At 62.9% G+C, this 23,087-nt stretch carries 21 protein-coding genes; 20 read left to right on the forward strand and 1 reads right to left on the reverse strand.

What is annotated here, in order from left to right; genetic code table 11:
- The first annotated feature begins 1 nt into the window (after window position 1).
- Genes AU381_RS16465 through AU381_RS16490 form a run of 6 tightly spaced genes read left to right on the forward strand, consistent with a single transcriptional unit; the run spans window position 2 to window position 7,758 of the window.
- Window positions 2-1,009, forward strand: a complete 1,008-nt coding sequence (locus tag AU381_RS16465) for a sugar-binding transcriptional regulator (protein ID WP_064242818.1) — start codon at window positions 2-4, stop codon at window positions 1,007-1,009.
- The gene (locus AU381_RS16470) at window positions 1,006-2,001 is read left to right on the forward strand and encodes an aldo/keto reductase (protein WP_064242819.1); all 996 of its coding nucleotides are present in this window, start codon (window positions 1,006-1,008) and stop codon (window positions 1,999-2,001) included. The genes AU381_RS16465 and AU381_RS16470 overlap by 4 nt, the downstream gene beginning before the upstream one ends.
- Window positions 2,002-2,011: 10 nt before the next feature.
- Window positions 2,012-3,760 (forward strand): glycerol-3-phosphate dehydrogenase/oxidase, encoded by a 1,749-nt coding sequence (locus AU381_RS16475; RefSeq protein WP_064242820.1) that lies wholly within the window; start codon window positions 2,012-2,014, stop codon window positions 3,758-3,760.
- The gene (locus AU381_RS16480) at window positions 3,733-4,575 is read left to right on the forward strand and encodes a class I fructose-bisphosphate aldolase (RefSeq protein WP_064242821.1); all 843 of its coding nucleotides are present in this window, start codon (window positions 3,733-3,735) and stop codon (window positions 4,573-4,575) included. The genes AU381_RS16475 and AU381_RS16480 overlap by 28 nt, the downstream gene beginning before the upstream one ends.
- A 31-nt stretch (window positions 4,576-4,606) precedes the next feature.
- Window positions 4,607-6,136: an FGGY-family carbohydrate kinase gene (locus AU381_RS16485; protein ID WP_064242822.1), complete on the forward strand. Its 1,530-nt coding sequence runs from the start codon at window positions 4,607-4,609 to the stop codon at window positions 6,134-6,136.
- An 8-nt stretch (window positions 6,137-6,144) separates the two neighbouring features.
- Window positions 6,145-7,758 (forward strand): GMC family oxidoreductase, encoded by a 1,614-nt coding sequence (locus AU381_RS16490; protein WP_425288625.1) that lies wholly within the window; start codon window positions 6,145-6,147, stop codon window positions 7,756-7,758.
- Window positions 7,759-9,370: 1,612 nt separating this feature from the next.
- On the opposite strand, the gene AU381_RS16500 is transcribed toward AU381_RS16490, so the two are convergent.
- Window positions 9,371-10,105, reverse strand: coding sequence for a porin family protein (locus tag AU381_RS16500; protein WP_082910090.1), 735 nt, complete (start codon window positions 10,103-10,105; stop codon window positions 9,371-9,373).
- Between the two features lie 628 nt (window positions 10,106-10,733).
- On the opposite strand from AU381_RS16500, the gene AU381_RS30545 reads away from it, so the two are divergent.
- From AU381_RS30545 to nuoF, 14 genes are all read left to right on the forward strand, one after another.
- Window positions 10,734-11,027, forward strand: coding sequence for a hypothetical protein (locus AU381_RS30545; protein ID WP_064242826.1), 294 nt, complete (start codon window positions 10,734-10,736; stop codon window positions 11,025-11,027).
- 275 nt (window positions 11,028-11,302) lie between these two features.
- Window positions 11,303-11,803 (forward strand): NADH-quinone oxidoreductase subunit J, encoded by a 501-nt coding sequence (locus AU381_RS16510; RefSeq protein WP_064242827.1) that lies wholly within the window; start codon window positions 11,303-11,305, stop codon window positions 11,801-11,803.
- The gene (nuoK, locus tag AU381_RS16515) at window positions 11,803-12,105 is read left to right on the forward strand and encodes an NADH-quinone oxidoreductase subunit NuoK (protein ID WP_064242828.1); all 303 of its coding nucleotides are present in this window, start codon (window positions 11,803-11,805) and stop codon (window positions 12,103-12,105) included. Before AU381_RS16510 ends, nuoK begins: the two co-directional genes overlap by 1 nt.
- A gap of 4 nt (window positions 12,106-12,109) precedes the next feature.
- Window positions 12,110-13,573, forward strand: coding sequence for a monovalent cation/H+ antiporter subunit D family protein (locus tag AU381_RS16520; RefSeq protein ID WP_064242829.1), 1,464 nt, complete (start codon window positions 12,110-12,112; stop codon window positions 13,571-13,573).
- Window positions 13,570-13,824 (forward strand): hypothetical protein, encoded by a 255-nt coding sequence (locus AU381_RS16525; protein WP_064242830.1) that lies wholly within the window; start codon window positions 13,570-13,572, stop codon window positions 13,822-13,824. The genes AU381_RS16520 and AU381_RS16525 overlap by 4 nt, the downstream gene beginning before the upstream one ends.
- Window positions 13,817-15,577, forward strand: coding sequence for a Na(+)/H(+) antiporter subunit D (locus tag AU381_RS16530; RefSeq protein ID WP_064242831.1), 1,761 nt, complete (start codon window positions 13,817-13,819; stop codon window positions 15,575-15,577). The genes AU381_RS16525 and AU381_RS16530 overlap by 8 nt, the downstream gene beginning before the upstream one ends.
- Before the next feature lie 8 nt (window positions 15,578-15,585).
- Window positions 15,586-17,061 carry an NADH-quinone oxidoreductase subunit M gene (locus tag AU381_RS16535; protein ID WP_064242832.1) on the forward strand — a complete coding sequence of 492 codons (1,476 nt, stop codon included), beginning with the start codon at window positions 15,586-15,588 and terminating at the stop codon, window positions 17,059-17,061.
- Window positions 17,058-18,497 carry an NADH-quinone oxidoreductase subunit N gene (locus AU381_RS16540; protein ID WP_064242833.1) on the forward strand — a complete coding sequence of 480 codons (1,440 nt, stop codon included), beginning with the start codon at window positions 17,058-17,060 and terminating at the stop codon, window positions 18,495-18,497. The genes AU381_RS16535 and AU381_RS16540 overlap by 4 nt, the downstream gene beginning before the upstream one ends.
- 139 nt (window positions 18,498-18,636) lie before the next feature.
- On the forward strand, window positions 18,637-19,002 hold the full coding sequence (locus AU381_RS16545; RefSeq protein WP_064242834.1) for an NADH-quinone oxidoreductase subunit A: 366 nt from the start codon (window positions 18,637-18,639) through the stop codon (window positions 19,000-19,002).
- Window positions 18,990-19,493 carry a NuoB/complex I 20 kDa subunit family protein gene (locus AU381_RS16550; RefSeq protein WP_064242835.1) on the forward strand — a complete coding sequence of 168 codons (504 nt, stop codon included), beginning with the start codon at window positions 18,990-18,992 and terminating at the stop codon, window positions 19,491-19,493. Before AU381_RS16545 ends, AU381_RS16550 begins: the two co-directional genes overlap by 13 nt.
- Window positions 19,490-20,071 carry an NADH-quinone oxidoreductase subunit C gene (locus AU381_RS16555; RefSeq protein ID WP_064242836.1) on the forward strand — a complete coding sequence of 194 codons (582 nt, stop codon included), beginning with the start codon at window positions 19,490-19,492 and terminating at the stop codon, window positions 20,069-20,071. The genes AU381_RS16550 and AU381_RS16555 overlap by 4 nt, the downstream gene beginning before the upstream one ends.
- Window positions 20,055-21,269 carry an NADH dehydrogenase (quinone) subunit D gene (gene nuoD / locus AU381_RS16560; RefSeq protein WP_064242837.1) on the forward strand — a complete coding sequence of 405 codons (1,215 nt, stop codon included), beginning with the start codon at window positions 20,055-20,057 and terminating at the stop codon, window positions 21,267-21,269. Before AU381_RS16555 ends, nuoD begins: the two co-directional genes overlap by 17 nt.
- Before the next feature lie 17 nt (window positions 21,270-21,286).
- Window positions 21,287-21,799 carry an NADH-quinone oxidoreductase subunit NuoE gene (nuoE, locus tag AU381_RS16565; protein WP_064242838.1) on the forward strand — a complete coding sequence of 171 codons (513 nt, stop codon included), beginning with the start codon at window positions 21,287-21,289 and terminating at the stop codon, window positions 21,797-21,799.
- A gap of 4 nt (window positions 21,800-21,803) precedes the next feature.
- Entirely contained in the window at window positions 21,804-23,069 is a 1,266-nt protein-coding gene (gene nuoF, locus AU381_RS16570; protein WP_064242839.1) for an NADH-quinone oxidoreductase subunit NuoF, read from the forward strand.
- Window positions 23,070-23,087 lie beyond the last annotated feature (18 nt).

Raw genomic sequence — 23,087 nt, forward strand, 5'->3', positions numbered from 1 at the left:
CATGCCAATTGCGAAACTGAAACCCAGGACGACAGCGCAGCGCGAGGAAATCGTCATCGCCCGTCAGATGCACCAGGCGCTCGTCCTGCACTTTATGGAAGGCCTGACGCAGGCACAGATCGCCGATCAGCTCGGTATCTCCCAAGCCACCGTCAACCGCCTCATCAAGCGGGGCCGTCAACTCGGCCTCGTCGAGATCAAGATCAAGTCCCCCGTCGAGCCCCTGGTCGACATGGAGGAACGACTTCTGGCGCTCGGTGGTATCAGCCGTGCGGTCGTGGTGCCGACCGTTTCCGACAATCCGCAGATCGCGCTTCAGACAGTCGGACAGGCGGCCGCCCGCCTGCTGCTCGATGAGATCGGCGACGGCGACACGATCTGCATCACTGGCGGCAAAGGGGTGAGCGCCGTCGTCGCCGGCTTGCAGCCGCCGCGTCGTTTCGACGTCGAGGTAATACCGGCGACGGGCTGCGTCCAGGGCAAGCACTATACCGACGTCAATCATGTTTCGACGCTGATGGCCGAGCGGCTTGGCGGGCATTCCTATCAGATCCACGCGCCGCTCTTCGCCGACGATTCCGAGCAGCGGGAAATGCTGATCAACATCCGCTCCGTCGCCGACGTCTTCAAACGGGCGCGCGAGGCGAAGGTGGCCGTGGTCGGCATCGGCTCGATCCTGACCGACGACTCGAGCTACTACGACCTGCATCCGTCTTCCAGCACCGACCGGGCGGCGATCGAACGCTCCGGCGCGACCTGCGAACTGCTCGCCCACCTGCTCGACGACCGAGGCCGGGTTTGCAACTACAGCCTCAACCGTTCGCTGGTGTCGCTGACGCTTGAGGAATTTGCCTCGATTCCAACCAAGATCGGCGTCGCGAGCGGGCCGAACAAGGCAGGCCCGATTCTCAGCGTCATGCGGGGCGACCATCTCGACACGCTCGTCACCGACGAGGCGACCGGCGCGCGTATTCTTGAAATTGCCTCCGAGGAAGGATTTTCCGCATGAGCGGCGAGCAGCTAACCCGCGAGATCGGACGCTCCGGCGTCAAGGCATCTGCCGTCGGCCTCGGCACCTGGGCGATCGGCGGCTGGATGTGGGGCGGAACGGATGAGGCGGAATCCAATGCCGCCATTCACGCTTCGCTCGAGGCCGGCGTCACCCTCATAGACACGGCGCCGGCCTACGGCCTCGGCCGGGCGGAGGAGATCGTCGGCAAGGCGATCGCGGGGCGCCGCGACAAGGCGGTGATCGCCACCAAATGCGGCCTCGTGTGGCATACGAAAAGAGGCAACCACTTCTTCGACCAGGACAGCAAGCCGGTCCATCGTTATCTCGGCCGGGATTCGATCATCCATGAGGTTGAGCAAAGCCTGCGCCGCCTCGGCACAGATCATATCGACCTCTACATCACCCACTGGCAGGACGCGACGACGCCCATCGAGGAGACGGTTGCGGCGCTGGAAGACCTGAAGCGGGCCGGCAAGATCCGCGCGATCGGCGCCAGCAATGTCAACCGTTCGGAGCTGAAGCAGTACATCGAAACCGGTTCGCTCGATGCGATCCAGGAGCGGTTCAGCATGATCGATCGCGAGATCGAGGCGGACCTGCTGCCGCTCACCGTTGCCAACGGCGTCTCGACCCTCAGCTATTCCTCGCTGGCGCTCGGCCTGCTCTCCGGCGCGATCGGACCGGAGCGGGTCTTTTCCGGCGACGACCAGCGCAAGGACAATCCGCGCTTTTCCGTCGCAAACCGGCAGAAGGCCAGGGATTTCGCCGAGACGACCCGGGCCGTCGCAGAGCGCCACGGCGCCAGCGTCGCGCAGACGGTCATCGCCTGGACGCTGAAGCAGCCAGGCGTGACCTTTGCCCTCTGTGGCGCGCGGAACCCGGCGCAGGCGCTCGACAATGCGCGGGCCGGCACGCTGCGGCTCTCCGCTGAAGATATGGCAGCCATCGAAACGGCCGTTTCGGCGAAGCTGGCGAACATGGACGGATAACGGACCCATCATGAACCGGAAAGACACTTTGGACGGGCTCCGCCAAAGCCCGAAGGTGGACGTGTGCGTCCTCGGAGGCGGCATCAACGGTATCAGCGTCTTTCGCGAGCTTGCGTTGCAGGGCGTCAATGTGCTGCTAGCCGAGAAGGGCGACTATTGCTCGGGCGCGAGCGCTGCCCTCTCGCGAATGGTCCATGGCGGTCTGCGCTATCTCGAGAATGGTGAGTTCAGCCTGGTTCGGGAGTCGCTCGTCGAGCGCGACCGGCTGCTGCGCAACGCCCCGCACTATGTCGCCCCGTTGCCGACCACGGTGCCGGTCTTCGATGTCTTCTCCGGTCTCGCCAACGGCATCGTGCGCTTTCTCGGCCTCACCCGCCGCCCCAGCCGTCGTGGTGCCGTCGCCATCAAGGGGGGCCTCGGCATTTACGATTTCCTGACGCGCAAGCGGGCGCTGATGCCGCGACACGAGTTCCGCGGCCGCAAGTCGACGCTGGGAAAATGGCCGGCGCTCAATCCGGCAATCCTGGGCTCGGCGACCTATCACGATGCCTGGGTCAGCCATCCCGAACGCATCGGCATCGAGCTGTTGCGCGACGCTCTGTCAGCCGGGGCGAATGCCGGCGCCCTGAACTACGCGACGCTCGAAGAGGCCGATGCCGGGGAATTCCTGCTGCATGACAAGCTTTCCGGAGAAAAATTCCCGATACGGCCGCGACTGGTCGTCAATGCCACCGGCGGCTGGATCGATACGGCAAACGCAACGCTGTTTCCTGCAGACGACCGACCCGCTCCGCTGATGGGGGGTACGAAGGGCTCGCACCTGATCATCGACAATCCGGCACTCCACGACATGCTCGATGGGCACATGATCTACTACGAGAACGAGGACGGCCGCATCTGCATTCTGTTTCCCTATCTCGGAAAGGTGCTGGTTGGCTCGACGGATATCCGCGTCGAAGATCCCGATACGGTGCGGTGCGAACCCGAAGAGCGGAACTATATCCTGCAATCGCTCGCCTTCGTACTGCCGGGCGTGCGCATCCGCCCGAAAGAGATCGTCTTTCAGTTCGCCGGCGTGCGACCGCTACCGGCCAGCAAGGATAGCTTCACCGGCCGCATCCCGCGCGACCATTTCTGCACCGTGCTCGAAGGCCGCGACGGCGGGCCGCCGGTGCTCTGCATGATCGGCGGCAAGTGGACGACTTTCCGATCCTTCGGCGAGCTCGCCGCAGACATGGCGTTGGAACGGCTGGGCCATAGCCGCCGCGTGAACACAGCCGATCGCCCTTTTGGCGGCGGACGGGAATTTCCGAAAGACCGTGCCGGATGGGTCCGGGACCTGTCGGAATCGACGAGCCTTTCCCCGGGTCGCGCCGCAACGCTGTTCGAGCGCTACGGGACAGATGCGGAGGGCGTCGTCAGCTTCACGGCGGCGGGGCCGGACCGCCTCTTGCCCCATGCCGGCTATAGCGCTCGTGAACTCCTGTATCTCATCCGCGAGGAGGCGGTCGAGCATCTGGACGACCTGCTCCTCCGGCGCACGACACTTGCCATCACCGGCGAGCTTTCGCTTGCCATGGCCGAAGCCGCGCTCGACCTGCTTGCCGCCGAAAAGGGCTGGCCGGAGCAGCGCAGGGCCGAGGAATTGAGCCGTTTTTTCAGCCTCATGCGCGAGCGCCACGGCGTCGCGGAGGAAACCCTTTCCGCAAGGAACGAACATAGGAGTGAATTATGCGAGACAACCGCAAGGTCCGGATGAACCGGCTGTTCGGCAACGGCCGTTGCCTTGACGTGGCGATCGATCACGGCGTGTGCAACGAGCCGTCCTTCCTCGATGGGCTGGAGAACATGCCAGCCGTCGTAAAGGCGCTGGTCGAGGCCAGACCTGACGCGATCCAGATGAACTACGGCCAGGCCGAGCTGTTGCAGGACATTCCCGGTAAGGACAAGCCGGCGCTGGTCATGCGTATCGACATGGGCAATCCCTATAACCGCATCCGCCATCGCGACATGTGGGCGGTATTGCAGAACGAGGCCGAGCCGCTGGTCGGTGCGTTGCAAATGGATGCCGCCTGCGTGGTGGTCAACCTCTTCATGCTGCCCGACGAACCCGATCTCTTCCGCCAATGCGTCCAGAACATTTCGTGCGTGCGGGCAGACTGCGAACGATACGGCATGCCGCTGATGATCGAACCGCTGGTCATGCAACCGGTGACGGAACGCGGCGGCTACATGGTCGATGGCGATGCCGAAAAGATCGTCACGTTGACGCGGCTTGCCCGCGAAATGGGGGCCGATATCGTCAAGGCGGACCCGACGACCAATGCGGAAGATTTTCACCGTGTCGTCGAGGCGGCGCGCTGCCCGGTTCTGGTGCGCGGCGGCGGCAAGGAGGATCTTCGCGCCGTCTTCGACAAGTCAGCCGCCTTGATGCGGCAGGGCGCCATGGGCATGGTCTATGGGCGCAACATCTATCAGCATGCCAATCCCAGCGCCGTGGTGCGCGGGCTGATGGCGATCGTGCACGCGGATGCGAGCGGCGAGGACGCCTTCGCGCTCTATCACCAGGGGTGAGGGCGTAAACGAACCTTGGGAGGGGTTCCGAATGGGAGACTATCTTTTGGGGATCGACGCCGGCAACACTGTCATCAAGGCGGTGATCTTCGACCGGACCGGCCGGGAACTGGCGCATGCGGGGGAGGAGGGCCACAGCCGCATGCCATGCCCCGGCCATGTCGAGCGCGATCTCGACGAACTCTGGACGAATGCCAAGCATGTCATCCGCACCTGCCTCGACGAGGCGGGAATCGCGGCGAGCGATATTGCCGCGATCGGCTGTGCCGGCCACGGCAACGGCCTCTACGCACTCGATCGGGACGGCGAACCGCTCCTCGGCATACAGTCGCTCGACACGCGGGCGACCGGCCTCGTCGAGCAATGGGCGGCGGAAGGCGTGGGCGACCGCACCTATCCAATCGGCCGCCAGCGCCCCTGGCCCTCACAGACGCCGACGCTTCTTGCCTGGCTGAAGCGACACCGGCCGGAGGTCTTCAAGCACATCGGCACGGTGTTCTTCTCCAAGGATTTCGTCGTCAACCGCCTGACCGGCCGGCGCATCAGCGAGGTGTCGGACATGTCCGGCGCCGGCCTGCTCGACCTCGCCGCCCGCAGCTATGACAGGACGCTCATGGACGCCTATGGGCTCGCCGATTGCATGGACCTGTTGCCGCCGCTCATCGAAAGCGCCGACATCGCCGGCACAGTTGCGGAGAGGGTGGCGCAGGAAACCGGGCTTGCCGCCGGCACACCGGTAATCGGGGGACTCTTCGACGTCGTCGCCTCGGCGCTCGGTTCCGGCGTCTCGCGCACCGGCAGCGCCTCGATCATCGCGGGCACATGGAGCATCAACCAAGTCATCATAGACGGTCCCGACCTCGACGGCCCCGTATTCATGTCTTCGACCTTTGACCGCACCTGCTACATGGCGATGGAAAATAGCGCCACCTCCGCTGTCAATCTCGAATGGCTGGTGCGTGAGTTCTTCGAGGGCGAGCATGCGGAGAGTGTATCGCCCTTCGACGCCTGCTGCGCGCTGGCAGCTGCTGTCGAACCCGCTGCGGACGATCCCCTCTACCACCCATATCTTTATGGCGCGCAGCAGGACGGCCACGCTCGGGCAGGCTTCTACGGGATCGCGGGCTGGCATAGCAAGGGGCATCTGATCCGTGCGCTGCTCGAAGGCGTCGCCTTCGGCCACCGCCAACATATTGAGACGATCCGCAAGGCGGGGGCCAGATTCGACGAGGCGGTCCTGTCGGGTGGCGGTTCGCGCAGCCAATTGTGGCCGCAGATCTTTGCCGATGTGCTCGGCGTGCCGGTCTCCGTCGCGGCTTCGCGGGAAACTGGGGCGCTGGGTGCCGCGATCGCCGCGGGAACGGGCGTCGGTCTCTTCGCCGATTTCACCGACGGCGCGGCCGCGATGGTGCGTGTCGAACGAGAATACAGGCCGAACGGTAGCCTCTCCGCTCACTATAATCAGCGCTACGCTTTGTACAGGGACATCACGGATGCCATGACGCCGATCTGGCGGCGGCTTTCGGCGCCGGCAAAAAAGTCAGCGGGAGTTGCGGCGTGACCGTGCCCATGACGGAAACTGCGGTTGACGAAGGAACCTACGATTTCATTATCGTCGGCGCGGGCTCGGCGGGATGCGTCCTGGCGAACAGGCTCTCGGCCGATCCGAGGATCCGGGTTCTGCTGCTCGAAGCGGGCGGTTCGGACCGCTATCCCTGGGTGCATGTGCCGATCGGCTATCTCTACTGCATGGGCAATCCGCGCACCGACTGGCTTATGAAGACGGCACCCGAAGCCGGCCTCAACGGCCGTGCATTGAACTATCCGCGCGGAAAGGTTCTCGGCGGCTGCTCGTCGATCAACGGGATGATCTACATGCGCGGCCAGGCTGCCGACTATGACGGCTGGCGACAGGCGGGCAATGCCGGCTGGGGCTGGGACGACGTGTTGCCCTACTTCCTGAAGTCGGAGGACAATTACCGCGGAAAATCGGCGATGCATGGGGCAGGCGGCGAGTGGCGCGTCGAGCGCCAGCGCCTCTCCTGGCCGATCCTCGACGCATTCCGCGACGCGGCGGAAGAGCTCGGCATTCCGAAGACCGACGACTTCAACGACGGCGACAACGAAGGCTCCGGTTATTTCGAGGTCAACCAGCGCGGCGGCGTGCGCTGGAACACGACAAAAGCCTTTCTGCGACCTGCAATGAACCGCAAGAATTTGCGCGTCCTGACCGGAGCCGAGACCGAAAGGCTGGAATTAAACGGAAAGATGGTCACCGGCGTGCGTTTCCGCCTCGGCGGCCGGCTCTGCATCGCTCATGCTTCGCGCGAAGTGTTGTTGTCTGCTGGTGCCATCAACTCGCCAAAAATACTGGAGCTGTCGGGCATCGGTCGACCGGACCTGCTGTCCGCCCTCGACATTCCCGTCCACCATGAACTTCAAGGCGTCGGTGAGAACCTGCAGGACCACCTGCAGATCCGCACCGTTTTCAAGATCGAAGGCGCGCGCACACTGAACCAACTCTATCACAACCTCTTCAGCCGCGCCGGCATGGGTCTGCAATACGCCATCAGCCGATCCGGCCCGCTCTCAATGGCGCCGAGCCAGCTCGGGATCTTCGCCAAGAGCGATCCGGCCGTGGCGACGGCCGATCTCGAATATCACGTTCAGCCGCTCAGCACGGACCGGCTCGGAGAGCCGTTGCATCGCTATCCCGCCGTCACCGTATCCGTCTGCAATCTCCGGCCGGAGAGCCGCGGCACGGTGCACGTCACCGCGCGTGATGCGACACGGCCACCTGAAATACGCCCAAACTATCTCTCCACCGCCGGCGACCGTTTGCTTGCGGCGAGGTCCATTCGCCACGCCCGCAGCCTCATGGAAACGAAGGCGCTCGCGCAATTCCGGCCGCAGGAAATGCTTCCCGGTCGCGAGCACGACAGCGACGAGGATCTGATCCGCCGCGCCGGGGACATTGCGACGACCATCTTCCACCCCGTCGGTACCTGCAAGATGGGAAGTGACCCTATGGCCGTGGTGGACGCGGAACTGCGCGTGCACGGCATCGAACGACTGCGCGTCGTCGACGCGTCCATGATGCCGACGATCGTCTCCGGCAACACGAACTCGCCGGTGATCATGATCGCGGAGAAGGCATCAGAAGCCATTCTGAAGCGGTTATGAAAAATTACTCGAAACGTGCTTGCTTGGAGGCGACTTGGAGCACAGCCACGGGGCTGGAGTGCACCTCCGAGGATCGACTAGACCGTAGATCGATTCAGGCCGCTGATCAGAAACTGGGACTGCTCTTGGCGTGTCGTGCTCGTTTAGCTTCCATCGTCAGATTTCCGGATTCCACCTAAGCGGGCCGCTCCCTTCCAACGATTCGATGTCGTGCGTCATTGCCGACAAAACGGTAAACCGCCCTGGCCGAAGACCGTGCTTTCGCTGTTCATGGGCCAGATGATCTGGGTGGCTATCGGCTGGTCCAGTCAAAGTCGGCCCGCGAATAGATTGTGAGCTTGCCATGCTGATGTGCAGCTGCACCCGATGGGAAGGTTAGATACTGGAATAACAACAAGAGAAGACTTAAACGCCCTGGACCCACTCACAGTCTAATCCACCGCGCTGCCGCCCGACCCGCATTGCTACAGGGCCCGGGAAAGAACCTAAGGCCAGGGGTGCTTCTGGCGACACGGGTCGGCTTCGAGCACTAAGGGCGCTTTCTACCGACCCCTTATATAGGCGTGAGGGACCATCCTACAATGCTTTCCCTTTCGGCCGAGTATCGATTTTGGGATTATGCGGCCGCGAGCGCGAAAAGCGGCCGGTCGAAATTTTGAGGAGGCCAGGATAGACCCGCATCCGAACACTCAGCCACACACGGGTCTGCTTTGCGCAACGAATTTGGAAGTTCCGGGCGCCAGCGGCCAATGTCCGCAGTGGGCTCAAACGAGCCATTCCGGGTCCTCGTCCCGTACGTCGGCAAGGGGTTGTACTACCGTCCCCGGCCCGGTGAGAAGAACCTGCCCAATATCATCCGTATCATCAATAAGGAGTGGCTTGCTTGGATCAATCGCGGACCGCCCCCTTTGCGCGCGGCCATAGGGTTCAATTTGTTCCACCCCACGGCGAGCAAAGCGGCGCGCTCGCCCTCTGTATACATCTGACGAAATTCAGCCGGCATCGCACCGCAACCTCCGAATGTTCGCTTGCGCTTCCAGGACAGTTCGCGATCTGGTGATGATTGCCATTTGCGGGACTTGAAGCCTTTCCGCTTAGCCGCGGGCGTGGCCCCCTTGCCGTCGAGCTGGCGCTGATACTCGCGTGGATTTGATACTGCTTCTCGCACGAGCCTTGTATTCAGAAGTCCATTGCTGATGGGAATGGAGGCGCTCATAACGAACCCCCATTCGCCATCCGAATGGCAAGGCAGACTTGGAGCGGGGAGAGTTCGAACTTTCGCCTCAGCGTCAAGACAACCGGACGAGGGCAGCTATCTCGATTTATCGAGTACCATTCGGCCGCTCGCATCACCGTCGATTCGGCATCGCGGAACCAATTCTCGTTGAGATTTTCGTTTGATTCTTGGACCTGATTGAGTGAGACACCTCGGTTTAAACCGCATTGTTTCTGTTTGCCAAATTGAAGTGTCTCAGTTTGCGAGATGTTGTTGATTTTATTTACTAGTGGAGGGGCCTCCGGGCCCACCGGCCGCCTGGGCGATCGCCGCTCCACCGTGTCTTCGTGGAAATGAAATCCTTGAGATCAAAAACGCTCGGTTCGGGCGAGCGGGTCAGAACGCCAGGCGGTTGTTGGACCAGACAGGGCCGAGGCGCTCTTCCTCCCGCAGGGTTGCCGAGCCATAGGAGAAGCGCAAGCCGCCGAAGATCGTGCTCGTGTCGCCGGAAAGCGCCTCGCGGAAACCGGAGAGCTCTTCGTTCACGTATTTGTAGCCGGCGAAGAGCGTGACGGGGAAGGCCTCGGGCCGGTAGTTGGCCGTCAGCTTCAGGGTACGCAGATCGTAATCGATGTCGCTTTCCGAGATGCGGTTATGGGAGCCGTCGATATCGAAGCGGATGTTGTCGGTCGCGTATATGCGTGCGCCGAGCGCGCCCATGTAGTGGTCGGCGCCGATGCTTTCCATCCGCGCCTGGCCGTAGCCAAGCGTCCCGTGCAGGGTCCAGGTGTCGAGGAAATAGGCGCCCTCGAGGCCGCCGAGGTAATCGTTGACATGGGTGTCGATGCCCGGATCGAGACGTGCCGCCTGCAGGAAGACGCCGGCTGCATAGGTGTTGTCGCGGTAGTAGCCGTGGAGCGCGCCATCGTAGCTGTTCGTGTCGAGATCCTCGTACGAAGCGCGGGTGTAGCCCAGGTCGACCTGCAGGTTCATGCCGGAGCCGGCGTCGAAGTTCACCGCGCCTCTCAGTTCCCAGCTATCCGTATCGATATCGCCGGGCGCATCGACTGCGGCGCCATAGGAGCCTTCCATATAACCGGCGACGCCGCCGGAAGATTGTTCGACCGGCACCTCATAGCCATCCCCGGGCCCGACCAGCGGCCCGTCGATATCAGCCGCCGCCGAGAGCCGCGCACCTGAAAGAAGAAAAACGAGAAGACTGCCGGCCCGGATGATTGCCCCATTCCCTTTGCAAACCCGCGAGGAACGTAAACGAGTATGGTTAATGCAATCTCTACGCGTAAACCCGGGCGTGTAGACCGGCTTCGAATTCGGCCGGCACGCAACCGGCTACCACCAATGGCGCCGAGCGATCCCACGGTGTCGATCGCTCTTGCTGCAGTGATTGTTCTTTTCGCGGCTCTTATGATTGGAATAGTGTTCGCCTGGCCGCCCCACATAGATAGGACCTCGCCCGTCAAAGTCCGTGTTGCTGCCGAGCCATCGGCGACGCCAACTTGCGTGCCGAGGCAGCAATGGAGAATTCTTCCATTCTAATATGATCACAACATCAGCAGTCGTTGCGCGAGACCCTTTTCCTGCGAACTTCATTCATTCTTCAAAGGCTCGTTTCACGGCACAAATATATAGTTCTCACGCCGTCGCCGCGAGCACGTGTCATTTGCCGCCTTTGTTCTTGTTGGAACCTAAATCACTCCTGTGAGTTTTTGCCACAGCATTAAGAATAAGGAGATTTTAGATGGCTGATAGAGGACCAACGGTGGTAAATACTGGCAGCGGTGGCGCTTGGGCCGTCGCTATAGTTCTCGTTCTGCTGGTTGTCGGCGCCTTGTTCCTGTTTGGCGGCGACCTCTTCGACGGTGCGGGCGGCGGCGGTGACACGGATGTGAATGTCAACGCGCCGAGCGTCGAAGCTCCGGCCGGGGGCGGCGGAGACACAACGCAACAGGCGCCGGCAGGCGGGCAAGCCACAGAACCGGCTCCCTCGGGTGGACAAGGCACGCAGCCAGCCCCGTCGGGAGGTACCCAGTAACGAACGAGCCGTCGCTTACGAGCGACGGCTTTGCCCATCCCTTGCTTCAAGGTGTGAAACGGCTGCCACTACCGCAGCTTTGCTCCGTGATCCACCGTGATCCACGGCGGGCCGCGTCGGTTATCCTACCGGACCACGTCCCGCCCACGCCGACAATATTCTTGTGAAAAATCGGAGACTAGGGCACAATTTGTGAACGCATCTGAAGTGCGGCGCTACCTCAAATCTGGCCACCTCGCGCCGAGTGACAGTTCGCGTGGGAGGGGTCGGCGTCGATGGATCAGGGCTTCTTTCTTCTGTTCGCCACGGTAGCTGTGATCACTGCCCTGACTGTGGTGCTGGCCCGCAATCCGGTTCACAGCGCTTTGGCACTGATGGCCTGTTTCCTGCAGATCTCGGCCGTTTTCGTCCTGCTCGAGGCGCCCTTGCTCGCCGTCGTCCAGATCTTCGTCTATGTCGGCGCGATCATGGTGCTGTTCCTCTTCGTGATCATGATGATCGATGTGCGCGAAGCGGTGTTGCAACGGTTCCTGCCGGGCGGCAACCTGCCGGCCCTGGTGCTGCTGGTCCTGCTCGGCGTCGAGATGCTTGTGCTGGTGCTCTGGAGCGACCGCTTTGCGGTCACTGAGCCCGCTGCGATCCGCGGCGGCGACCAGATCAGGTCGCTCAGCACGACGCTTTTCGCCGATTATCTCCTGCCGTTCGAAGTCGTCTCCGTCATCCTGCTGGCGGCGCTCGTCGGAGCAATCGTCTTGGCGCGGAAGGAGTCGGGGTGATGGTGCCGCTCTGGTGGTTTGTTTTGCTTGGAGTGGTCCTGTTCGTGATCGGGGCTGCGGGCGTGCTGGTCAGGCGCAACATTCTGATCGTGCTGATGTCGCTGGAGCTGCTGCTCAATTCGGTCAATATCAATTTCATCGCTTTCGGGCGTTACTACGCCGATTTCCGCGGGCAGATCTTCGCGATCTTCGTCATCGCGATCACGGCCGCGGAGGTCGCCGTCGCGCTCGGCATCCTGGTTGCCCTCGTGCGGAACAAGTCCACCCTCAAGGTCGACGACGTGACCGTGATGAAAGGATAGCGGCTTGGATCCGGTGACCTCCATCCGGCCCCTACTTGCCGTCGCCGTCGCAGGCCTGGCGGCCCTTGCAGTTCTCCTTCTCAACAAGCGCGAAAAGCTCCGCGATCTCGTCTCGCCGCTCGCCGCGATCGTCATGTTCGCGATCGTCGCCTCGATGGCGCCGACGGTGCTTTCGGGCGGCACGGTCGAGTTGCGGCTGTTCGAGATCTTGCCGGGAATCGACTTCGCTTTCCGGGTCGATGCGCTCGGCATGGTGTTTGCCACCGTCTCGTCGCTGCTGTGGATCCTCGCGGCAATCTATTCCATCGGATACATGCGGCACCTGAAGGAGCACGCGCAGACCCGCTTCTTCGCCTGCTTCGCCACCAGTCTCGCGGCGGCCGTCGGCGGCGCCTTCGCCGCCAATCTGTTCACGCTGGTGATCTTCTACGAGGTGCTGAGCCTCGTCACCTATCCGCTGGTCTACCACCACGAGGACGAGGAGGGGTGGGCGGGCAGCCGCAAATACCTCGTCTATCTGATGGGCGCGTCGAAGAGCGTGCTTCTCGCGGCGCTGGCGCTCACCTATCACGTTGCCGGGTCGCTCGACTTCGTGCCCGGAGGGCTGCTGGCGAAGGCCGATGCCTCGGCGGCGCTGCTGACGGTCGTCTATTTCTGCTATCTCTTCGGCTTCGCCAAGGCCGCGGTGATGCCGATGCATGCCTGGCTGCCTGCCGCGATGGTGGCGCCGACGCCGGTCAGCGCGCTGCTGCATGCCGTGGCGGTCGTCAAGATGGGCGTCTTCTGCGTGCTCAGGGTGGTGTTCCATGTCTTCGGCACGGAGCTGATGGGCGGACTGGGGCTCGGCATTGCCACGGCCTATCTGGTCTCCTTCACGATCCTGATGGCGTCGATCTATGCGTTGACGCGGGACGACCTGAAGGCGCGGCTTGCCTATTCTACGGTCAGCCAGCTCTCCTATGTGGTGCTGGGCGCGGTTCTGCTCTCGCCGGTTGCGATGGTCGGCGGCATCATCCACATCGCCGCGCACGCCTTCTCCAAGATCACGCTGTTCTTCTGTGCCGGGTCGATCTATTGCGCCTCCGGCAAGCGCAATATCAGCGACATGGCCGGCATCGGCCGCAGGCTCCCCTGGACGATGGGGGCATTCTTCGTCGCCTCGCTCAGCATGATCGGCGTGCCGCCGACCGCGGGCTTCGTCAGCAAATGGTATCTGACGCTTGGCTCGGTCCAGGCGGGGGAGATGGCGTTCCTGATCGTGCTTCTGGCAAGCTCGGTGCTGAACGCCGCCTATTTCCTGCCGGTCAGTTATGTCGCCTTTTTCGGGGCGGGCACGACGGAAAGCCCCGCGACGGTCCGCGAAATTCCGCTGGTGACGGTGCCGTTGGTCGCGACCGCCATCCTGTCGGTGTTGATGGGCATCTTTCCCGGCTATTTCCTTGCTCTGGCGGAAGGAGTAGTCCGATGATCAAGCGGATCGTCGATTTCTTCGGAGGTGAAGCCTATGCGCGGCAGCGGCGACGGCTGTTCTACCTGGTACTCGTGCTGATCGTCGTCGCCGACTTTATCGTTCGCCGCGAACATGCCGAATATCTGTGGGAGCGCGTGCCTGGCTGGTCGGCCGTCTACGGCTTCGGTTCCTGCGTGCTTTTGATTTTCGTCTCCAAGTTCCTCGGCCATCAGGGCGGGCTCATGCGGCGCGAGGACTATTATGACTGAGTTCGTCCATCCGGCCCTGCTGTTCATTCTTGGCGCCTTGCCGATCCCCTTCCTGCAGGGAGCGATCCGCAAGGTGTATCTGCTCTCGATCCCGGTCCTGGCGATCCTCGCGGTGCTTGCGATGCAGCCGGGAAGCTATGGTGCGGCACAGTTCATCGGCCAGGATATTCTCGTCGCCAAGGTCGACAAGCTGAGCATCGTCTTTGCCACGGTTTTCACGCTCATGGCGCTGATCGGCATGGTCTATGCGCTGCACCTGACCGAGGCTGGCCAGCACGTCGCGGCGTTCGTCTATGTCGGCAGCGCTCTTGGCGTAGTGTTCGCCGGCGACTACCTGACGCTTTACCTGTTCTGGGAGGGCATGGCGTTCGCCTCCGCCTATCTGGTGTTCGCGCAAGGGGGCGAGAAGGCGATCCGCGCCGCGTTTCGCTACCTGATGGTCCATGTCACCGGTGGTGTCGTGCTGCTCGGCGGCATCGTCCTGCACGGGATTGCCAGCGGCTCGTTTCTCTTCGGACCCATCGAGGCGGGGATGGGCCCCGGCACCTACCTGATCCTTGCCGGCTTCCTGCTCAATGCCGCGGTGCCGCCGCTCAACGCCTGGCTGACCGATGCCTATCCCGAGGCGACTGTCACCGGGGCGGTGTTCATGAGCGCCTTCACCACCAAGACGGCCGTCTATGTGCTGGCGCGGGCCTTTCCGGGAACCGAGCTCCTGGTCTGGCTCGGCACGGCGATGGCGATCTACGGCGTCATCTACGCGGTGCTGGAGAACGACTGCCGGCGGCTGCTCGCCTATCACATCGTCAGCCAGGTGGGGTACATGGTGGCGGGAGTCGGCATCGGCACCGAGATGGCCGTGAACGGAGCCACCAGCCATGCCTTCGCCCACATCCTCTACAAGGCGCTGCTGTTTATGGGGGCGGGGGCGGTGATCTACGTCACCGGTCGGCGCAAGCTCACTGAGCTCGGCGGGCTGTACAGGACCATGCCGCTCACAGTGGCGCTCTACATGATCGGCGCCTTCGCCATTTCGGCCTTTCCGTTCTTCTCGGGTTTCGTCACCAAGTCGATGGTGGTGGCCGCCGCCGGGGGAGATCACCGCGCGCTGGTCACGCTGGCGCTGACGATGGCGTCGTCGGGGACGTTCCTGCATACCGGACTCAAGCTTCCATACTACATGTTCTTCGGCACCGACCGGGGGCTGGAGGCGCGGGAGCCGCCCGGCAACATGCTGGCCGCGATGGCCATGGCGGCGACGCTCTGCATTGCGATCGGGGTATTTCCAGGACCGCTCTATGCGCTTCTTCCCTATCCAGTGGATTTCGAACCCTATACCGGCGTGCATATCACCGAGAGCCTCGGCGTTCTGATGTTCACCGCCCTCGGCTTCGTCATTTTCCTCAGGGCGCTCGACCCGGAGAACACGATCAGCATCGACACCGACTGGTTCTACCGCAAGGGGGCGCGGGCCTTCATGTGGTTCGCCGAGCAACCGCTGGCCCGTTACGAGAAGGCGGTGAGCGACGTCTCGGAGACGGCGGCACTTCCCTTGCTGCACGGGACGGCACGGACCGGGCTTCGGGTCGACCTCCACGGCGTGGATGCAATGGTCAACGGCGTGGCGCATGCGATCCTTGACGGCGGCGGGGTGCTGCGGCGGCTGCAGACCGGCGTTGTGACACACTACGCGCTGGCGATGATCGCCGGTCTGATCGCCGCCATCTCCGTCTTCGCCGTCGTCTGGCAATAGGGGGTACAATGACGTTCCCGCTGCTCAGCCTCATCGTCTTCCTGCCCGCGGTCGGGGCAGCGGTCCTGATGTGTCTGCGCAACGACGATGCGGTGCGCTGGACGGCGCTCGGTTTCACCGTGGTTGACCTCGCGCTCACGATTGCGATGCTGGCCGCCTTCGACACCACGACCCACGAGATGCAGTTCACCGAAAGGCGCCCCTGGGTGCCGGCGATCGGCATCACCTATGCGCTCGGCGTCGACGGCATCAGCGCGCTCTTCGTGTTCCTGACCGCGCTGCTCGGCTGGATCTCAGTGCTCGCCTCGTGGGTGGCGATCGACCGCAAGGTGAAGGAATTCATGGTCGCCCTGCTTTTGATGCAGGCGCTGATGCTGGGCGTATTCTCAGCGATGGACCTGTTCCTGTTCTATGTCTGCTGGGAGGCGATGCTAATCCCGATGTACCTGATCATCGGCGTCTGGGGCGGCGATGGCCGGGTCTATGCGGCCTTCAAGTTCTTCCTCTACACGCTGGCGGGCAGCCTCCTGTTCCTGATCGGCGTCATCGTGCTCTATTTCCATGGCGGCGAGACCTTCGACATCCTCGCCTTGACGGCGCAGGACTTGCCGTTCGATGTGCAGTCCTGGCTGTTCTTCGCCTTCCTGATCGCCTTCGCCGTCAAGGTGCCGATGGTCCCGGTCCATACCTGGCTGCCGGACGCCCACGTCCAGGCGCCGACGGCGGGCAGCATCATCCTCGCCGGCGTACTCCTGAAGATGGGCGCCTATGGGTTCCTTCGCTTCTCCCTGCCGATGCTGCCGGAGGCGTCGGTGTATTACTCGACGCTGATGCTGGCGCTTTCGGCGCTTGCGATCGTCTATGGCGGTCTGCTTGCGCTCGCGCAGGACGATCTGAAGAAGCTGGTGGCCTATTCCAGCATCAGTCATATGGGCTTCGTGACGATGGGGATTTTCGCGCTCAATCTCCGCGGGCTCGAAGGCGGCATCCTGCAGATGTTCAATCATGGCGTGACGACGGGCGCGCTGTTCCTGTTCGTCGGGGTGATCTACGAGCGGACCCATACGCGCAGCATCGCCGATTATGGCGGGTTGATGAAGGTGGCGCCGGTCTATACCGGTTTTCTCGCGCTGTTCACCCTGTCATCGATGGCGCTGCCGGGCACAAATTCGTTCGTCGGCGAACTGCTGGTGCTGTCGGGCGGGTTTGGCGCCAACATGGCCGTCGGTACCGCCGCCGTTGTCGGGGCGTTGCTCAGCGCGGCCTATCTGCTTGGCATGTATCGCAAGGTCGCACTTGGCCCGGCAAGCGTCGGCGCCCGATACCAGATCCGCGACGTGAACGCCCGCGAGATGGCGGCAATCCTGCCGCTGGCGATCTTCGTGCTCTGGGTCGGACTCTACCCGAAACCCTTCCTCAACGTTATCGACGCGTCGGTAAAGCATTTGCTGATTGAGGTGGACGGAAAGGGCAGCGGACAATGACCGCCGCCGTGCTCTTCCAGTGGATGCTGGCAAGCCTGCCCGAGGTCATCGTGATCACCGGCGCCTGCATCCTCCTGATCCTGGGACAATTGATACGGCAAGATCAGGAACAGCTGCTCGTCTGGGCTTCCGTCGCGGTGGTGCTGATGGCCGCTGTCGCAACGCTCATGCTGGCGGGCGAGGTGCGGCCGGCCTATTCGGGCATGTTCGTTGCCGATCGCTTCTCGGTCTTCTTCAAGTTCGTCTTCTATCTCGCCACCGTCCTGACCTTCCTCCTTTCGCGGAAATATGCCGATATCGAAGGGATCGGGAGCAGCGAATACTATGTCATGCTGCTCTTCGCGCTTTCGGGCATGATGATCATGGCTTCGGCGACCGATCTCCTGTCGATCTATGTGGGCCTCGAACTGATGGTGCTCTGCACCTATGTGCTGACCGGGTTCCTCAGGCATGAGCGGCGATCGAACGAAGCGGCGCTGAAATATGTGATCCTGGGCGCCGTCTCGACCGGCATTTTCCTCTACGGTGTTTCGCTGGTCTATGGGCTGACCGGTACGACTCAACTGGACGCGATGGCCGCTGCCGTGAGCGGCGATCCGCTCGATCCGGGATTGCTGCTGGCGGTTGTCTTCATCGTCGCGGGGCTGGTCTTCAAGGTCGGCGCGGTGCCGTTCCATATGTGGGTGCCGGACGTCTATGAGGGCGCGCCGACGACGGTCACCGCATTCATGTCGGTGGGGCCGAAGGCAGCGGGGTTCGCGGTGATCCTCAGGGTCTTCCTCAATCCCTTGGTCGCAGGCTCGGACGTCTGGATCATCGTCGCGGTCATTGCTGTGGTGACGGCGGCGCTCGGCAGTTTCGTGGCCCTGGTGCAGGATAATTTCAAGCGGCTGCTCGCCTATTCGAGCATCGCCCATGCCGGGTTCGCGACGTTCGGCGTGGTGGCCGGCGGGGCGGACGGGATCGCCAGCGTGATGCTCTATCTGCTGATCTACGCCTTCATGAATCTCGGCATTTTCGGTGCCGTCATCATGATGCGCAATGGCGATTTCTCGGGCGAGGTCATCGAAGACTATGCCGGCTTCGCCAAGTCGCATCCGGGGCTGGCGCTTCTCATGCTCATCTACCTGTTTTCGCTCGCCGGCATTCCGCCGACGGCCGGGTTTTTCGCCAAGTTCTACGTGCTCACCGCGCTCGTCGAGCGAGGTTTCGTCTTACTGGCGGTGGTCGCCGTGCTCCTGAGCGCTGTTGCCGCCTACTTCTACATCCGCATCGTCATGGTGATCTATATGCGCGAGCCGGAGAGAGCGTTCGAGCCGGCGCTGACGCCCCTGGTACGCGCCACGCTCGCCTGCACCGCCGCAGGCACCATCGGCATCGGCCTGTTTCCGGGGTGGTTTCTGAAGCTTGCCCAGGAGTCGGTGTTTGGCGGTTGATTTATTTGCAATGGCCCGCTCGACGGAATAGACTGCAAGTTCAAGAAAGAATTGCTCAATTCGCTTCCAGGGCGAGCACTTTTTTGACCCGGCATGGGGTCGCCCTGACGAAGGCCCTCGATGAACGGGGCAATGCGAGATGACTGCGATCGAATTTCTGCCGGTTCTTGTCATGATCGCCGGAATTGTTCTGGTGGTCGGGGCGACGCTGTTTGTCTCGTCGCTGCTGCGCCCCTCCAATCCCTATCCCGAAAAGAACATGCCCTATGAGTGCGGCATGGACCCCGCCGGCGAGGCCGCCGGGGGCCGCTTCAGGGTGCAGTTCTATATTCTCGCGATCCTGCTGGTCGTCTTCGATGTCGAGACGATGTTCCTGTTTCCGTGGGCCGTCGTCCTGAAAGAAATCGGGCTGGTCGGCTTTGTCGAGATGTTCGTCTTCATCGTGCTGCTTCTCGTGGGCTTCGCCTACGCCTGGCTGAAGGGGGCGCTGGAATGGGAGGCGTAGGGAATGCGTTCCGCGACAGTGTGCTGTTTACCACCGCCGACAGCGTCATCAGCTGGAGCCGCAGGTCGGCGCTATGGCCCGAGACCTTCGGAATTGCCTGCTGCGCCATCGAGATGATCTCGGCAGGCTGCGCCCGCTACGATCTCGACCGGTTCGGCGTGGTGTTCCGGCCGTCGCCCCGCCAGTCCGACGTGATGATCATCGCCGGTACAGTGACGCGGAAGTTCGCGCCTGTGGTGCGCCGGCTCTATGACCAGATGCCGGAGCCCCGCTGGGTCATCGCCATGGGCACCTGCGCCATCTCGGGCGGGGTCTACAACACCTATGCGGTGGTGCAGGGGGCGGAAACATTCGTACCGGTGGACGTCCATGTGCCCGGCTGTCCGCCGCGACCCGAGGCGCTGATGCACGGCTTCCTGCTGCTTCAGGAGAAGATCAGGAAGGCCAGGGCGCTCGCCGGGACGCCACTGGACCGGATCGCCGCATCATGAGCGTAGAGACGTCGGTTATCAGCACCCTTATCGCGGAACATTTCGGAGAGGCAATCGAGGAGCTCGGCTTCTCGCATGGGGTTCACGCATACGCTGCTCCGCCCGACAGGCTCGTCGAGCTTTGCCGATTGCTGAAGGAGCATCCGGCCCTGCGGTTCGACTTCCTGTCCGACATTTGCGGGGTCGATCTTTACCCCGAGACACCGCGCTACGAGGCGGTCTACCATCTCTATTCGCTGCCGAACAAATGGCGCGTCCGGATCAAGTGCCGCCTCGCCGATCCGCCGCAGGTTCCCTCGGTGACGGGAGTCTGGCGCACGGCCAACTGGCATGAGCGCGAGGCCTGGGACATGTACGGGATCAAGTTCGAGGGCCACCCCGACTTGCGGCGGATCTACATGTGGGAGGGCTTCGAGGGCTTCCCGCAGCGCAAGGACTTTCCGCTCCGGGGCTACAAGGACGAACTGAATCCGTTCGGCGCCGAAGGGCCGCCGCCGCACCAGCCGGACCTTGCCACCAGGGACATTCCATCAGGAGGCCGCTCGACACCGGACACGTCAGATGACCGAAGTCACTGAGCTCATGAGGCCTGAAGGCGAAGCGCTCGACACCAAGGAGGTGCTTCTCAATCTCGGCCCGCAGCATCCCAGCACGCATGGGGTGCTGAGGCTCGTACTCGAGCTCGACGGCGAGTATGTCGCCCGCGTCGATCCGCATATCGGCTATCTGCACCGCGGCACGGAAAAACTCGCGGAGAGCTTCACCTACACCCAGATATTTCCGCTGACGGATCGGCTCGATTATGTCTGCCCACCCTCGAACAATCTCGCCTTTGCGCTGGCGGTGGAGAAGCTCCTCGGGATCGAGGCGCCGATCCGCGCGCAATATATCCGCGTGCTGATGGCCGAACTGGCGCGGATCTCCGGCCATCTCCTGATCACCGGCGCACTGCCGATGGATCTCGGTGCCATGACCGCGCTGCTTTACGCCATGCGCGAGCGCGAGATGATCATGGACTTGTTGGAAATGATCACCGGGGCGCGGATGCATACCTCCTTCTGCCGGGTGGGCGGCGTGCGCGAGGACCTGCCCGACGGCTTCTTCCCCAAGATCAGGGAGTTCTGCGATATTTTCCCGAACCGGATCCGCGATTACGAACGGCTGATCGAGGACAACCGGGTGTTCCTGAAGCGAACCCAGGGGATCGGCGTGATCTCCGCCGAGGACGGCATCGACCTCGGCCTCAGCGGTCCGAACCTCCGGGCTTCCGGAGTCGACTGGGACATCCGCCGCGACGAACCCTACGAGATCTACGATCGGCTCGACTTCAATGTCATTACCCGCGAGGAGGGCGATTGCTATGCGCGCTGGCAGTGCCGGGTCGAGGAGATGCGCGAGAGCGTCCGGATCATCGAGCAATGCCTCGACCAGATGCCCGAGGGGCCGTTCCAGGTCGATATGCCGACGATCGCCTTCCCGATGGACAAGGATCGGGTGCACTGTTCGATGGAGGCGCTGATCCAGCATTTCGACCTGTCCGCCTACGGCTTCGAGGTGCCGAAAGGCGAGGTCTATTCGGCGATCGAGGCGCCAAAGGGCGAGCTCGGCTTCTACATCATCAGCGACGGGTCGCCGAAACCTTTCCGCATGAAGGTCAGGGCACCCTCGTTCGTCAACCTGCAGGGACTCTTCGGGGTCACCAATGCCCGCTATCTCGCGGACATGATCGCCGTTCTCGGCAGCCTCGATCCGGTGATGGCGGAGGTGGACAAGTAGCAGGAGCTTTGGACGCGATGAGCATGCGCGAAAAGATCGAGGAAGCGGCGGCGCGGTATCCGGACCAGCGCTCGGCGATCATGCCCGCACTGCTCATCGCGCAGCAGGAACATGGTCATCTGCCCGGCCCGGTGCTGGAAGAGGTCGCCGATATCCTCGGTGTCGAGCGGATCTGGGTCTACGAGCTGGCGACGTTCTACACCCTCTTCCACACCGTCCCCGTGGGGATGTTCCACCTGGAACTCTGCGACAACGTCTCCTGCATGCTGTGCGGATCCGAGGCGCTGCTGAAGCATCTGGAGGAGGTGCTGGGGATCGAGAAGGGTAGCACGACGCCGGACGGGCTGTTCACGCTCTCGACCGTCGAGTGCCTCGGCGCTTGCGAGATGGCTCCGGTCATGCAGGTCGGCGACGACTATCACGGCAACCTCGATGTCGGTCGGCTCGACGCGCTTCTCGCCAGGCTGCGCGCTGAGGCGGGGCAAGCCCCGGGCGACGATATAGCTGCCGCGGCACCGCCGGGAGAATAGCCTCATGTTCGAACCGGTTCTCCTCAAGAATATCGACGTCCCCGATGGCCACCTGCTCGCCACCTACGAGGCCGGCGGCGGCTACCAGGCGTTGGCGAAAGCGCTTCGCGAGCACACGCCCGACGAGGTCGTCGAGCTCGTCAAACAGTCCAATTTGCGCGGCCGCGGCGGTGCCGGCTTCCCCACGGGGATGAAATGGGGTTTCGTGCCGAAGCGGGGCGACAAGCCGAAATATCTCTGTTGCAACGCCGATGAGGGTGAGCCCGGGACCTTCAAGGACCGGATCATCATGGAGCGCGATCCGCATCAACTCGTCGAGGGGCTGGCGGTCAGCGCCTACGCGATCGGGGCCGAAACCGCCTATGTCTATGTCCGCGGCGAATATGTGAAGGCCATTCGTCGCCTGGAGCAGGCGATCGCCGAGGCACGCGAGAAAGGCTATCTCGGAGACGGCGTCCTCGGATCGGATTTCAACTTCACCATTCACATCCACTGCGGCGCCGGCGCCTATATCTGCGGCGAGGAGACCGCCATGCTCGAGTCGCTCGAGGGTAAGCGGGCGCAGCCGCGATTGAAGCCGCCGTTTCCGGCCGTCGCCGGGCTCTATGCCAGCCCGACCGTTATCAACAATGTCGAGACGCTCGCTTGCGTGCCGCATATCGTGATGCGCGGGCCGCACTGGTTCCGGGCGATCGGCCCGGACAAGAGCCCCGGCCCGAAGCTCTACTGCGTCAGCGGGCAGGTGAAGAAACCCGGCCTCTACGAACTGCCGATGGGCATACCGCTGCGCGAACTGGTCGAGGACCATGCCGGCGGCCCGCTGCCGGGACGCGGGATCAAGGCAGTGATCCCGGGCGGCGTTTCGGCCCCAATCATCCCGCGGGATGGTCTTGATGTCGGCATGGACTTCGACTCGCTGGCCGCTGCCGGCTCGATGCTCGGCTCGGCCGGGGTGATCGTCGTCGACGACTCGACCTGCATGGTCAAGGTCGCCACCCGTATCATCGAGTTCTTCCACCACGAGTCCTGCGGCAAGTGCACGCCATGCCGGGAAGGCCTGAACTGGGCCGTCAAGGTGCTGCGGCGGATCGAGGCCGGGGAGGGCGCTCCGGGCGACCTCGAGCAGCTGGATAAGCTCTGCAAGGGTATATTCGGCAATACGTTTTGTGCCTTGGGGGATGGCGCGGCGATGGGCCTGCGGGCGGCACTCGCGCATTTCCGCGATGAGTTCGCCGCTCATATCGACGAGCGGAGGTGCCCGTTCCACTAGGAAGTTCGCTGGACAGGG

Source organism: Sinorhizobium glycinis (assembly GCF_001651865.1).
Classification (GTDB): Bacteria; Pseudomonadota; Alphaproteobacteria; order Rhizobiales; family Rhizobiaceae; genus Sinorhizobium; species Sinorhizobium glycinis.